Raw genomic sequence first — 15,784 nt, forward strand, 5'->3', positions numbered from 1 at the left:
TTGAAGAATGAAGATTAAATTTTTTGTATAATTGCAGCATCTCCCAAAGTGGCACGGTTTAAACCGAAAAGTGTGGCACGGTCAGACCGAAATCGCCAGAAGAAGACAAAACCATCACTTTTAGCGGTTATATTTTTTCTGAAGATTCTATTCCTGTTGAAAACGCACACATTATAAATTACCGAACAACCAAGATTGTAACCTCCGACAGCACAGGTCGATTTACGATTTTTTTGCATGAAGGGGATTCCTTGATGGTCAATCACATGTCGCTGCAAGCCAAAGTAATTTACGCCAATCAAAAACGAGCGACACAAAACAACCATTACATCCCTTACCGAAGGTATCAATTGAATTTAGTAGGAACTGAGCCTTATCGTAGAGACTATCAAAATTTTAACAAAAACATCGTTAAGCTCAACCGCGAAATACGTCAGGTTGGCTATCTTACACCTAAATACAAAGGGATTGATACGAATCCGTATGATCCCAACCCAACAAACTTAGGCTTAACAATTGGGCTAAGTGATATTATACAATTGTTTAAGCGAAAGAAAAAGTAGCAACGCTACCTGGCTGGTAAAAGTATTGAAGCAAAAAAAGGGCCGGCTTCAACAAATGAAACCGGCCTAAAACTATTTACCTAAAACTAACCCAAAGATTCTGTACAGCTTATTTTACTCCACCCTTCTCACCGAGTGTGTCGTAATTGAAACTCATGTTTGTCCAATCAATTTTGTATCGAGGGTTGATCCCGTTAATATACGTTTCAATATTTGTATAACCATCACCATTGCAATCTTCGTTGGCATCTGACGGATCATTCGGATCAAAGCCCAAATCAGCATACTTTTGTTCGTATTCATCAGGCATTCCGTCTTTATCCGTATCAACGTATGGTTCTCCTTTGTACTCGGGGTATCCGCCTACTTGCGAAACATCGGTAATAATTCCAATTTTATAACTGTCCTCGGGCAAACGACGATGTTTAAATTTTGGAATTCCGTCCAAGCTAATATCATCGGCATACTCTATTTCTCCGGTACGAACAACTCTTGAAATACGTTGATCAACTGCATCTCTCACCGGTAAAGTGGCACCTGCGTTTTCCAACACATAATCGAATGATTGTCTGGCTGGCATAATTGTCATATAAGGCATTTCCCAAGGCTCATCCCAATAAACAATGTCTTTATACTTACTGATATCGTCAGATAACAACACTTCCGTATAAGGATTATTTTTATCCGGGACATCTTCGAGCTGAATTCCTCCGGCCCAGTTATCATTTGTCACTTTTTCGTTTCCTTCTATAATATTTCCATCAACAAAAGCACGACCATAAACACGATGTGTTAAGGTACTACGACCTGACTCCGGTTTCAAAATCCGATGTCCTATCGGGCGGTCAGTTGGAGTTGCCGGACCTGGTTTGAAATAGTTGTTGATAATATTGAATTTTGCAGTATAGTCGCCACCATCAACAGAGCGGTGTACCCAGTTAAACAATACATTGTTTACAAAATTGAAAACTCCATTCCAACCAATCGAAGGATTCCGACCGGCGTTATTCGCCCAAAGATTGCGCATGAACGAGCAATTTTCTCCTCCCAGTGTACTTCCAAAAGCATGATTCCAGGTATCTAATGCCTCTGAGAAAATCGAATTCTGGATGGTAATATTTACAGTTGGTAATTTGAGATCTTTTTTACCTGTTCCGTCACTCCACATATGGCGATAGATGGACATATTTTCGTCTAATCCCCAGCTTGCTGAAACGTGATCAATCATGATATTACCAACCGGATTACCACCAATCGCATCGTCGCGGCGACCAACCCAGGTTTCTCCCCTGCGAAAGCGCATGTGTCTGATGATTACATCGTGAGTATTTATCCAGAAGCTCTCGCCAGCAAGACAAACACCATCACCAGGAGCAGTTTGTCCGGCAATTGTGACATATGGAGCACGAACAATAATCGGTCTCTCAAGACGGATAATACCGGCCACGTTAAAAACAATAATTCGTGCACCACCGGTTTCGCAAGCTTCGCGCAATGTTCCGGGGCCATGGTCAGCTAAACTAGTCACTGTAATTACTTTTCCACCTCGACCGCCAATGGTATACATGCCACCACCTTCGGCACCGGGAAACGCAGGAATTTTAGCCTGCGGCAAATCACTAGGACGACCTGCCCATGGAATATAAGGACGGCCTTCCTCTGCTTGTTTATCAACAATTGGTTTCGCTTTTTCCCAAGCCTCATCCGAAAGTTGATACGTCTCTTCAATCAATTCCTTTGCAGCCTTCTGAACATCTTCCGGAATATCCGGATATTGTGCATGAACTTGACTGAAACTAATCATAAACAAGGTTAGTAAAAATCCTAACTTCTTCATTTTATCCAATTTTTTTTTGTTTTAATTAATGTAATTCAATATTTGCTTTTTGATTGGTCAAATTGACCATATGCGATTAGTTGCTAAAACCCGATAGCTATATCGTTTATCGTTTGATCAAACGATAAACGATATAGCTATTTAATTCTACATTATATTCGCAGGATTTACAAGTTGTATGTAATCTTCATCCCCAACTCTCTTATTCGGCTAAAGGATCAAAAGTACCATTAAGCCATCCCTCAGTCTGTTCAACAGCCGGGCTCTTTTCAATAATTGAAGTTGGAATAGCGAAAAAGTCATACAACTCAGGGTAGTTTATATTTTGATTTGCACCTTGATAAATATCCAATGTTCGGGGACTAATCGAAAAATATTGACTAAAACTTTCCACATCGTTTAAATCCAGGTAACCATTGGCTAAAGCGGTATCAATACGTAATTGTCCGAAATAGGGTGATGCTTCATCAGTTATCGGAGCATTCCAACCGGCAAGCGCACGGTAGGTAAATCCAGTTCTCATTGTACCATTAAGTCTTTTTACATATTCTCCCATATCATTTCGGAATAGCAATCGACGACGAATATCCCAATAACGTTTATTTTCAAAAGCAAATTCAACTTGACGTTCAATCATAATGATTTGACGCAATAACTCTTTAGAAACTGAATCGGAGATACCATAATCTCCTCCGTTTGATTCAATTCCAGCACGTTCCCGAATTGAACGAACTTTTTCAAGTGCTTCTCCGGTTTTACCGAGCTCATTAGCACATTCGGCAAAGTTGAGCAATACTTCAGCGTAGCGCAGCTCAATCCACGCAGTAGTTGTTTGTGAAATATCTTCGCGAGCAATAGTTGGATCAGAAGCTTTCTTATTATAAAATCCTGACGAAGGTACTCGGTTATTCTCCAGCGTGTTTCTGAAAGTCCAAACATTTGTTTCATCACGACCGGCCATATCCCATTCTGAACCATTATAGGCAACAGTCGCATAAAAACGAGGATCGCGATTTTGCCAAAAATAAGTCTCATCATATCCTGATCCTGGCTCATTAATTAATTTACCATCAGCCATAGGGAAGGCTTGAACTAACTCCCATGTTGGAGAAAATCCACCATTTCCGCCGCCCGAAGGAGGACGTACACTATTTTCCCAACCATGAGTATAGTCAGTTCCAGCACTTAAACTAAAGCGCTTATAAATAATTGCCTCTTTATTACTCAAAACATCGGTGGTAAAAATCCCATCAAAATCAGGATACAGGCCCCGAGGAATCGTCATCTGCCCCAAAAGATCAATAGCTTGTACATTGGCATCGTATGCGCGTTGCCAGCGACTCTGATCATTGTTCGGGTTGAACAACGGACTAGCCCAGTTAAGTAAAACACGTCCTTTAAATGCAGCCGCAGCTCCACTAGTAATCCGCCCATCATCTGAATCCAATGTCCAATCCACAGGCAATACCGCAATTGCTTCATCCAAATCTGCAATAATAGCATCGATTGATTCTGAAGCTTTACTCCTTGGAACATCAAGATCCTCATTATAGGGATCTTGAACAGTCTTAACGATTGGAACACCTCCATAAAGTTGCACTAACTCCCAATACCGCCACGCTCTAAAAAATAAAGCCTGCCCTCGCAACTCTTGTTTTATTTCCTCATCCAGTGGAGAACCTTCCAAGCCTTCAAGAGCAATATTAATATGGCGTATCAACTCAAATTTGTCTTTATGCATGACTGTTACCGCGTTAACATCGCTTGAAGTTTTAAATCCATACATTAAGTCATTGAATTGCTCTTCCGGAGAATATGTTTCATCACTCAACTGACTGTATTCTCCAAAATAGTCAATCGGCATATTTTTCACATATAAGTTATTTACATATAACTGCGCTTGGGCGGGGTCATCCCAAATCCCCTCGTTCAACACATTAAGGTCTTCCTTTTCCAATACATCCTTACAAGCATTGAACCCTATAGCAATAAGAAATAATAGGAGCAAGGGAATTAATCTGATATTTTGTGTATTACGTTTCATAATATACTTTGTCGAATTTTAATTTTCATTACAGTTTGAAATTTAACCCAAGGCTAAACGTTCTTAATAACGGATACGTATTGTAACGTGCTATAGCATCTTCTTTATAGTCGAACGTACTGATTGGAGACCACAAGTTTGTTCCTGCAAAAAACACTCGTAATTCCGGAACTCCCCACTTTTTAGTTAGTTCTTTAGGTAAACTGTAAGAGATGTTAAGGTTTTTCAACCTAAGTTGGTAAACATCCTTCATCCAGAATGTTGAAACCCACTGATTTGATGTGGCATAATACGGGCTGGGATACTTGGCATTTGGATTTTCCGGAGTCCAGAAATCTTTCCAGAAAGCTGGTGAATTCTCGTCTGTTGTAGGAACTGTACGAGCTAATTTATCTACAGCCTGATTAGAGACACCATAAGCCATTCCCCATAGCATACTTACCTTTAAGTTCTTCCATCCTCCGCCAATAGACACATTCGAAGGTAAAAAATGTCTCCACGTTAACTTATCACCAATTCGCTCAACATAGGTCATGTCAAACTCATTAATTACTCCATCCGGTTCAAAAACAGTACGTGGTTCTCCTGCACCGGTATTTCCCGGACGTCCAATATCTTCAAAATGCAAGGCTCCCAAACCGGCTGGTTTACCTTCAATCTGGTAATCATAGCCCCATCTTTCGTTCCATTCGGCATTAATTGCATCCAGCTGTGCCTGACTACGGATAATCCCATGTGAGATGTATCCCTCTTCGCGTCCTGCCGCCGATGTACTCTGACCAATTGGATACCGAAAATCAGAAGGAACGTACTCGGTAGGCCTTTCTAATACACGGTTAGTTGCATATGAGAAAATTGCATTTACATTCCAATAAATATCATTTGTTATTTGCCCTCGATAACCGATCGACATATCGTACCCCCAAGCTTCCAGTCGCCCCAGGTTTTCACCCGGCAATTGACCTAAACCTGCAGTTTCGGGAAATTCAACTGTTCTTTTGTCTAAGATATCATACTGGTAGGTGTAGTAGGCATCCAGATTAACGTTCAAACGGCTATCCAGAAATTTCATATCTAATCCTAAGTTGTGCATCAATGATTTCTCCCAACTTACACCCGAACTCACAACATCTGTTTGTCCCCCAATACCAATACCTCCAACAGGGGTCTCACTTCCAAATAAATACCGATCGTTAGACAACGTAAACTTTAAGTTGTATTCATACGGAGATACTGAGGCATAACCGGTTAATCCCACTGAATAGCGTAGTTTTAAAAAATCAACCCAAGACAATTTATCTTTAACAAAGTCTTCTTGAGTAGCCACCCAACCAACTGATGCAGATGGGAATAACCCTTCCCTTTCTCCGGGTGCAAACTTGGTTGTGGTTTCGTATCTAAACGTTGATTCGAACAAATACTTATCGTCGTATGAATAGTTTAAGCGAAATACAGCACCAAGATCGCCGCTTTCATACATCGCTCCATTTGTAAACTTTGTTTGAAAAGCATCTTGAATTTCCAGACCGTAAGTTTCAATATTTTCTGCCAAAGCTCTAAAGTCATGGGAATTTCCTTCCGACTGTTCGTATGTTAAAAAGGCAGCAATATTGTGTTTTTCTATTTTACGGTTATAATTCAAATTCAGGTTTAATTGATAGTTTTGATTGAACCCATAGGTTTCAGAAATTCTATTACTATTCTGAACAGTTACTGGGGTATTAATTTCATTCCCGATTATATACTTATTGTCATCCTGAAGTTTAAACTCATACAGCGTGTAAGGAATCAGATAGTCTTTCGAATAACTATGACCTTCCCTTCGACTGTATGATAGCGACGCAGCCAATCCTTCTATATTTTCAAATTCATACGACAAACGAATATTAACAGTATTTCCCTTATTCTCTGTTTGTTTATAGCTATTTGTCTCAAATAAATATAACGGATTAAAATCCAGGTTATTTGCTACCGGATATCCGTCAATATATGACGGGGTCCATTTTGGTGCCTGCAGTAGCTCCTGAAATAAGTCCTCCATAGTATTATTTCCTGCACCTGAAATGTAGGGTCGTTTATAATCACGATTATCAAGAGCAATGGTAGCAGATATTTTTAATTGATCAGTAATATTTGCATCAAGACCAAGACGGTAGGAATATTTTCCAACACCTAGTCCCGGGAAATTTCCCTCTGTATATACATAGGTACCTCCTGCAAAATATTTTACTTTTTCAGTACCTCCTGAGAAGTTCATTGTATGACGTGTAATTGAAGAAGGCTGCCAGGCTTCCTCCAACCAATCATAGTTTAAATTTTTCATCTTTTCTAATTCTGAAGCTGAAACCAAAACAGTTGGATCATCAACATTGCGGGTATTAATAGCTCGAGCATGATCAAATGCGGTCATCATCTCGGTCTGCTGAGTTGCATCCATAATACCATAACTACCTGAATAGCTTACCCTCAGTTTCCCCTCTCTTCCTCTTTTGGTTTTCACCAAAACAACTCCGTTAGCTCCTTTACTTCCATACACTGCTGCAGAAGCGTCTTTAAGGACTGAAAAACTTTCGATTTCCGAGGGATCAAGAATATCATATTCTTCCTGAGAGACCTCAAAACCATCGACAATATACAATGGAGATGGATCTTTCGCCCCTGCTCCTGAGTTTCCAAAAGTGGTTTCAGCGCGAATCCGAATACGGGTTGATGCTCCGGGGTTACCTGTGGGCTGAGCTGGAGAAACAGACACTCCGGCTAACCTACCTTCCAATAAGTTGGTAAGGCTCGTTGCAGGTATATCTTCAATTTCTGTCGCCGAGATACTGGAAACAGAACCTAAAAGATTAGCTCTTTTTACTTCACCGTACCCAACAACCACAACTTCATCAAGGTCAGTTGCATCTTCAGCTAGCACAACATCAATAGTTGCTCGTCCACCTACTGGAATTGTTTCTGTAACAAAGCCAATAAATGAGATTTGCAAGGTGTCTGTTGGGCTGACCTGTAAGGTGTAATGACCATCAATGTCGGTAATTGTTCCGCGAATCTGATTTTTAACAATAATATTAACCCCAATCATGGGTTCACCTGACTCATCAGTAACGCTTCCTGACACTGTAATTTGATCTTTCTGCGCAAATGAAGTAGAAACAATAAGTATCTGGGCGAAAACTAAAAATATGAAAGGGATGGATCTGATAAGAAACCGATTAATTTTTTGATCTAGTTTCTTTTTCCTAATAGTTTTTTTCATTAAGACTAAGTTTGTTTAATTAGACTTCTGCATTATTTTTTTGAATGTGTTTCTGCTTCATGGTAAACGATCAATTATAATGAAGAGCGACCCTTAAGCCACTCTTCCAAAATAAATTGTTATGTCGTCAATTATTTAATCAATACTTTTGAAGTTTTTAACTTATTTCCCGCCTGGGCTTTAACCAAATAAATTCCATCAGGCATATCATCCATAGAAATAGTAGTTGCTTCGTCTGCCGATTTTACCAGCGAACCACTGAGATTATATACCGCAACTTTGGCTGGCTCTGAAATATTAATTTCTTTATTGAAACTATATATGTTGAGCTCCTCAACATCTATTTCCTTCGAAGATGTAGGACGTACAAACGTACCGTATACTTTCAGATCATGAATCCGTGGAGTTTGCCCTCCCGCTTCAGCAAAGCGCAACATTACATTTGACGTATAAATACCGTCTTCCCATGTCATTCCATAAGCTGATGGATCACACCGATATCCGTTTGATGTTTTAACTCCTGTAGTTGGATCTTTAGTAAAACTCAAAGCCCATGTATTCCCAGGCTGATAACGTAAAGTGTCCCAGTTCGCGCCGTCATCAAGGCTGAACTCACACATTACACCCCGTTTATTACCCCCGGTGCTTGAATGTGACCATTGAATAACTTCAACAAAATCAATCGCCCTCAAGTCAACAACAAACCACCCATGAACTGTAAACGGCTCGGCACCATATGGATAGTCTCTACTTATTTCTACAAATCCATCCGAAACATTTGTTGTATTATCAGTCGAATCACGAAAAGCATAAGCTGTTTTCCATTCAGGCGCAAATGCACACTGGTAGTAGTAATATTTTACCGTAGTACAGCAGCTACCTAAAATGGCAGCTTCAACAGTATCATTTTTATATCCAAAAATAGTATCATTACTTATAGGATCAATAGAATGAGAACTATTTCCGTCATTCGGCATTTCATCAGAGTGAAAAAATTCGAACCCTTGAAAATCTTCATCAAGAACCAGAGGTTCACTAGCTCCTAACGTTCCCCATTCTACCCCGGTTCCCGTATTTAATACCTGAGCATATAAACTCATACTTCCGCCGATCAAGACGAATAAAAACAGTGTAAAAATTTTTTCTTTCATCGTTTATTCCTTTTTTGATTGTTTATATAATTTTCTATTGGCATTTTATGCAATACACACTAATAAGCCTTCAGGTACAAATAAATGACATTTGTAAATGAGAGGTCGCGTATATTGTTATTTAAGAGCTTTGTTCGATCCATCGCCAAGTAAGCCATACTTACGATTTCGTCTTTACAAATCTGAAGTTCCCTAATTTTATGAATAGTGGTGTATTTTGTCACCAAATTCTTAAGTAACTGTAGTCCTTCTATCGAGTTCTTTTTGCTCTCTGCATGCACTAAGCAGTCCACAACTTTATTATAATCATCTTTTTTTTCATCAAAATTAAATTCCACCCAATGTGGAAGCATAATACGTTTTGCTTGATCTATAGGTATTTTTGCTGTGGTTGCAACAGGATAAGCAAGAGCGTACAGTGGACTATATGCTTGTAGTTTAAAACAAATTTGTGCCAAAATAATACCAAATATCACTTTTTGCTTCGAATAAAGACTCTCATTCTCGCAGCTGGCATGTTCTAAATTTTGAGTAATTAATCGAATTCCTTCCTGAGCGATTGCTTCAAGCACTTTGTTTTTGTTTTTACAACCGATCAACTCGAAGCTATATACGAGTGCTTCCATTGCTTTTTCAATGGAGTAGGAAGCGCAGTCGATTGGTTGGAACAAATTTTGGTTGGACAAGGTCTTTTGTTGGAAAGTCGACAGTTGACAGAATATATTTGGAGAGGCACATATCATTTCAATAAGATGATTGAGTACCTTGTGCATACTGTCAGGCCGCCTTTGAGTTACAAATAACCGCTCAAAATATTTTATTGTTTCTATTAAGGTTTCAACATTATCTATTGGCTGTTCTCTGTCTGTTAATACGTTATCACTTTCAAGTGAATGATTTAAACCAAGCGAATATTTCGCAGAGGAATTTCTATTTACACATGAAAAATTCAAATGTTTGTTATCAAAACGAAGATCTGTCGTTTTGCTCTTATCAGTTTCAATATCTCGTTCTACTCTAATAAACACTTTCGATTCCTTTTAAACTTAGATTGCTCGTATTCCTCTCAATCTCAGTCAGTTTTCGGATGATAAAATTACTGGTGAACTCAGCTTTTAAATTTGTAAAAGTGGAACATCAACAAGATGCTCCACTTTTATTTTCAAACTAGTAATTCAAAACTATTTAACTATATTCAATTTACCTGTAGAGACTTTATCGTCAATTTTCAATTTATAAATGTACAATCCTTCTGAAAAATCAGATGTACTTATAGTCATCTCATTAATACCTTTGGTAAAGGATTTATTCGCCTCCAGTACTTGTCTACCTGTGATAGAATAAAGCGTAAACAAAGCACTTCCGTTCCTATCAGCAGAGAAATTAACTCTTGCATAATCAGAAGCCGGATTTGGATAAACACGCACTGAAGCAGACTCATCAAGTTGATTTACTGCCGTTGCAATAAGGTGAACATTTACCGTATAGGTAGTTGTATCGCTTTCCGATGAGTTGACAACCACTACATCCAGACTTATATCATTTCCCTCGGTAACTGCTGTTTCTCCAGGAACTGTTACCGTTGCTTCTGCATCTGTTGCTGTAGCCGACAAAGTAACAGCTGCTGTTCCCTTAGGAAGAACCAACTGATAAGTGGTTACACTTGGATCAAAGTCAGGGGTCATTTCGCCAACAGAGGCAGATAATGTTGCCAAAGTTGAAACAGGAACCTCAAACGCCTCAACAGGAGTTGTCGGTACAGTCAGCCCTGCCGCTGAATAAACAGCATTACGCCACAATGTTAGTCCAGCAGAAGTTAGATTGGTACCATTATCTTTATTGATCGCACCTGTGTTATTAGGTATTGAGATCATCCGTGCCTGAAGAGTCTCTGAGCCGACAGTAGCACCTGCAGGAATGTCATTAATACAGACTGTCGCATTTTCAGGATCATTTACACCTGAAGCAAGCAATGTATTCTCAGCAGAGATAACAACATCAGTTGCATATTGCAATCCTTTATTACGTCCATCACTACCGTCATCATCAGCACCTGTATTAAACAATTGCGCTACACCGGCATCGAATGTGATACCATTGAATAGTTCATTTGTCTGGTTAGCTTCTTCTACTTTAATGGACAATGTACCTTCTTCTTCGCCACCACTACCAGCAGCACCGTCTGCAAATCCACGCCCCGCTTTCATTGCATATACCTTATTATATACAAATGGTACTGGAATACTTGCTAACCCAAGAGGTGCACCCGGGTTATAAATAGCACCCGAAGAGCTCCAACCCTCTTGTACAACAACAGCATCATAACCTGATAAGTCTAACGAGGCAGTATCTGTAGGTGCAAGAATAACATCTAATTCAATATTTGGATCAGCCATCAACATCTGAATAATTGGATCATTATCCAACTGAGTCGCGGTTTCAGCCATTACTTTTTCATTGCTATTCAAGTAAGCGACTTTTTTAGCGGCTTCCGGAGCAGCAGTTACTGCTTTTATGTAATATACGTTAACGCCACTTGATGGTGAGAAAATGTATATTGTGGTAGGTCCTCCAGTATATTCAAACTCCTGTTTACCAATCGATGCGCCTAACGCAGGAAATGTTCCAATAACGTTGTCAGAAGTTCCGGCTGCAATAGTTAATTCGCGGTCGCTTGAGCTGCTTGAAGACATAGCGGCAACAGTAATCGTTGAATTTCCTGTAACGTCAAAAGCAAGTATTCTTGACTCAGGCGTTCCTTCAGTAAATGTTCCAGATCCTCCTAACTTTAAACGAGAGGTAAAATCCATCCCATCGATCGATTTTGAGTTCTCATCAACCGTGATTTTCTTATCGGATGTTGCATAAACAGTCAAACCATTAATAGTGGTTGACTCTGTAACTTCTCCAAGAGCATTAAAATCACTATCACTAATATTCCACTCTTGAACTATGGGAGCTGCAGCACCTTCAATAAACACATCATAAAAAATACGATTTCCGTTGTTGAGTTCTAACCTCGCGCTATATGCATCTTCAAGAGGAGTAGCGTCAAAGTAAAGCATCAAGTCATCATCCACTGATCCTTCAGCAGGGGCAGGAATAGTGATCTTTTGATTTGTCCACTGCATGGTTCCAGCATCTAGTATAGCGGGTTCTAATGTATAATCGACATCGACAGTATAGTTTCCGCTTCCATCATTTGCTTTAACAGCGCCAGTCTCAGCAAAAGTAAGCTTCTTGTTCACCTTATCCCCTTGACCATTTAAGTATAAATTATCTACAATTGTCAAGTCTGCTAAACGACCTTCTGTTTTAAGAGCAATGCCCAATGTAGTTTCTTCTCCAATAGGTCCTACCAATGGGTCATCTTCATTTGTAAAAGGAATTCCAGGAGTATCAACACCAGCTGCCGGTTCCACCCAAACAGGCAAAGCAAAAGTAACGGTCATATCATCAACTACGATTACAGGATCGTAAACACCTTCTGCAATTGGAGTATTCGTTCCCTCTGTAGCTAAATAAACATGGACTTCGCTTTGACCATTAAAATCAGAAATATCCAGTCCGGTAGCTTCAGCAAGATTAACTTGCTTTAACCCACTTCCTGTTTCGTAGAAATCCACTACAGTTGTATCGATTGAGCTAAACTTTACACGTAGAGAATAAGTAGCTGTTTCATTTGTATTTCCTGCATCATAGGTATCAATTGTAAACTGAAAATCAGATTTCAAAGTCATGTCAGCCCACCTAAATACAAATTCAGCTTCTACTTTTTTATAAATTCCAGGGTGTACTCCATATGCTTGGTTTGCTGTATCTCCATCTACGTCAAAGACACATACAGAATGAGCATTAAGAGTATTTTTTTCAGCATTGTCAGTTCCGGCATGCACTTCCTCCCACTTCGCAAGAAGTGCTTGCATAGAATCAACACTAGCAACATGGTTAGGATTTTCATTACTTCTAAACCTTCCACTTCTGACTTTAAAGTCTTCATTTGGATTCAATGAATTGCCTTCGCCATCCCACACAGTTACGGCAAATCCTCGACCAGTTCGAGCTTTTCCCCAAGAAAAAATAGTTGTATCCTCGTCTTGAGTCCACGTACTCGTAGGTGCTGTTGTATTAAAGTCTATTGTAAAAACTCCGGATTGAGTCTCAACACTCTTCACATAAGATTGTCCAATCGTAGGGTAATCTTCTGGTTTTGCCTGACCATAAGAAAAGCCTGCAGTAAAAAGCATACAAGCGATCATAAAAATTTGCAACGTAAATTTTTTCATAAGCATTAAAATTTAGTAATTAGAAATTATTAATTATCTATCAACGTTTTTCAATTTAGTCTCTCTTTAACTATTCAATCTAACTAACTGTGATATCGTTAACATTCAAATAAGAAAGAAGTTTACAACAGCTTCAATCATCATCATTTTGCAAACTAGCCTCTTAAATAGCTATAAATAGAGGCAAAAAAGAGCATCCCGGATTTTCAACCTTCAAAACAATCATCATCTTTCTGCAAAAACAACGATAAAAAACACCACTAATGTAAACGTTTCCATAAAGATATCCAAATAATTTAGTTTCGAAATTTTCAGAATCAATTTTTTACGAAATATTCAATTCGCAATGAAAGTCAAAAACGAGAGCTAAATCCCATCTACAAACACAGGAAAACCCTAAATCCCATCTATTTACAAGGCAGTAGGAAAATTCACAAAAAAAGTCCTGAGGAAAATAGATATTCCTCAGGACTTCAAATCGCCCATGCTAAGATTTCATTTTTTTCAAACTACACCCGGACTCATTTGCAGTTAAAAGAAGTTCACAAGAACCATTATTTATGATATCGTTTTCATAAACAAAATATCACTATCTGAATATGTTTCACAACAGGATCAACTTACCGGGCAACCTCGATGTTAACTAATTTCTCATAAAACTTGATGATACCCGAATGATCTTCAACACCACAACCATCCTGCTTGATCGCCTGCATAATTTCCATTACTTGCGCAGCTAGAGGCAATAGGGCTCCTACCCCACGGGATGTTTCCAGCACATTATTCAAATCTTTGATGTGTAAGTCAATGCGGAATCCAGGCTCATAATTTCGATCTATCATCATCGGAGCTTTTGCATCCATGACTGTACTTCCTGCCAATCCACCAGGAATTGCCTGGCAAACCTGATCGGGGCTCACTCCGGCTTTTTGATCTAAAACAAGGGATTCTGATATCTTTCTAATATCGCGAACCACTAATTCGTATCCTGCTTTAATTATATTTTCCATGGATTTTCTGATGATACCTAAACCAATCAACCAAAAAATGATTCGTTGTTTCTTCTCCATTTGATGTACCATACAAGCCGATAAAATTGCCAGTATATTTATAATTCCTTAAACAGGAGGTATTGACTCTCCTTTTTATCAAATGCCAATCTCTCCCATCCATTGAATAATAAAAATCCATTAGACTATTCTTCGACAAAACCTTTAAATATACCTCCTTGTCATATTCAAGCAGTTCTTTAGCAAGAATTATCGTCCTCCCATTGATGGTTTCTTTTAACTGGATATTCGATTTTGATAAGGTAAACCGGAAGTAATTTTCATTGTTGCTCAATAACACCAATCCAGCTTCTTCTGATTCAGACGTCGCACTAAAGGATAGTTTTATGGTCGTTTCAAAATCAGAATTCTCAATGCGCTTCCCTATGAAAGCCGGAGAAGACAAGTCTGCAACGGTCATTTTTTTTAAGTCTATTTTCAATTGTCGATTATCGGTAAATTCATAACACGTTGGGTTATTTCTCAAGAAAGTCCACTCCGGTTTTAATATCGAGGTACTAAAATCATCAAAAAAAGTATTTGCAAGATTATTCGTTTCTTTCGCTATTCCAGGCAAAGGATACTCCATTTGCACCAATCCATTTCCCGGATTAATAATGGGAAATGAATTGTCCGGCCAAATCATTGGAACAAGAAATGTTTCGCGTCCCATTAGAGACCAATCATTCGTAAACCTTACTCCTAAACAAACCATCCACCATTCATTATCTGGGGTCTGAACGATATCTGCATGACCAATATTTCTCAGCGATATGGTTTCCTGCAAATGACGGTGTGTTAAAATTGGGTTATAAGTACACTGTTCGTACGGCCCTCTGATTTTTTCACTTCGGCTGATCGTTACAGCATGATTGGTTCGTGTTCCTCCTTCTGAAATCAGCAAGTAATAGTGACCATCCTTTTTGTATATATGTGAACCTTCAGCGGTTGCCCCTCCAACAACAGCAGCTTTTCCGATTATGTCGATCGGACCAGTTAGTTTCATTTGTCGGAGATCAAGTTCCTGTAATACGATTTCACGGTAACTGGAATAGGGTTGTGCTACCTGATCTTTTCGATTGGCCGTAAAGTAACACCTCCCGTCTTCATTAAAAAATAGCGATGGATCTATCCCCCACAATGAGCTATTTGTAATTTCAACCGGATCCGACCAGCGACTCATTAACGAATCGGTAGTGATCAATATATTCTTCACTCTTCTGGGATTTCTTCTTAAAACAGAAACGACAACGTAAAACGTACCATCATGATAGCGTATTGTTGGGGCATAGACTCCCTCTGAGGCTGGATATCCTTCCATATTAATCTGGGATTCCCGACTTAAAACATGATCCACCATTTTCCAACTAACCAGATCACTGCTATGATATATAGGAATTCCTGGAAAATACTCAAATGAGGAAGTTACCAGATAATAGTCATTACCTGCTTTACAGATAGATGGATCAGGATTAAACCCCGGAATAATTGGGTTCGTGTAGTTTTGCGCTGCTAGTGAAGCATAAAGTGTTACAAAGAATACAAGAATGATTAGCCTCATTTGTTTAATTAGTTAGCTATCAATATTTATTAGTCTA

9 protein-coding genes are annotated in these 15,784 nt (G+C 39.0%); 1 reads left to right on the top strand and 8 read right to left on the bottom strand.

The window, feature by feature from the left end:
- The first annotated feature begins 254 nt into the window (after positions 1-254).
- Positions 255-563, top strand: a complete 309-nt coding sequence (locus ACTB00_RS11315) for a hypothetical protein (protein WP_463300028.1) — start codon at positions 255-257, stop codon at positions 561-563.
- 109 nt (positions 564-672) lie between these two features.
- On the opposite strand, the gene ACTB00_RS11320 is transcribed toward ACTB00_RS11315, so the two are convergent.
- The 8 genes from ACTB00_RS11320 to ACTB00_RS11355 form a co-directional block, all read right to left on the bottom strand.
- Positions 673-2,400: a pectate lyase family protein gene (locus ACTB00_RS11320; RefSeq protein WP_463300029.1), complete on the bottom strand. Its 1,728-nt coding sequence runs from the start codon at positions 2,398-2,400 to the stop codon at positions 673-675.
- Positions 2,401-2,602: 202 nt separating this feature from the next.
- Positions 2,603-4,444, bottom strand: coding sequence for a RagB/SusD family nutrient uptake outer membrane protein (locus ACTB00_RS11325; protein ID WP_463300030.1), 1,842 nt, complete (start codon positions 4,442-4,444; stop codon positions 2,603-2,605).
- A gap of 28 nt (positions 4,445-4,472) precedes the next feature.
- Positions 4,473-7,700: a SusC/RagA family TonB-linked outer membrane protein gene (locus ACTB00_RS11330; RefSeq protein ID WP_463300031.1), complete on the bottom strand. Its 3,228-nt coding sequence runs from the start codon at positions 7,698-7,700 to the stop codon at positions 4,473-4,475.
- Between the two features lie 131 nt (positions 7,701-7,831).
- Entirely contained in the window at positions 7,832-8,851 is a 1,020-nt protein-coding gene (locus ACTB00_RS11335) for a T9SS type A sorting domain-containing protein (RefSeq protein ID WP_463300032.1), read from the bottom strand.
- Positions 8,852-8,910: 59 nt separating this feature from the next.
- On the bottom strand, positions 8,911-9,879 hold the full coding sequence (locus ACTB00_RS11340; RefSeq protein WP_463300033.1) for a dehydroquinate synthase/iron-containing alcohol dehydrogenase family protein: 969 nt from the start codon (positions 9,877-9,879) through the stop codon (positions 8,911-8,913).
- 153 nt (positions 9,880-10,032) lie between these two features.
- A complete protein-coding gene (locus tag ACTB00_RS11345; RefSeq protein WP_463300034.1) occupies positions 10,033-13,137 on the bottom strand; it encodes a T9SS type A sorting domain-containing protein in 3,105 nt (1,034 codons plus the stop codon).
- Positions 13,138-13,757: 620 nt separating this feature from the next.
- Entirely contained in the window at positions 13,758-14,147 is a 390-nt protein-coding gene (locus ACTB00_RS11350; protein WP_463300035.1) for an NAD-binding protein, read from the bottom strand.
- Positions 14,131-15,747: a glycoside hydrolase family 43 protein gene (locus ACTB00_RS11355; RefSeq protein WP_463300036.1), complete on the bottom strand. Its 1,617-nt coding sequence runs from the start codon at positions 15,745-15,747 to the stop codon at positions 14,131-14,133. The genes ACTB00_RS11350 and ACTB00_RS11355 overlap by 17 nt, the downstream gene beginning before the upstream one ends.
- Positions 15,748-15,784: the final 37 nt, after the last annotated feature.

The sequence above is a fragment of the Sunxiuqinia sp. genome (genome assembly GCF_055140945.1).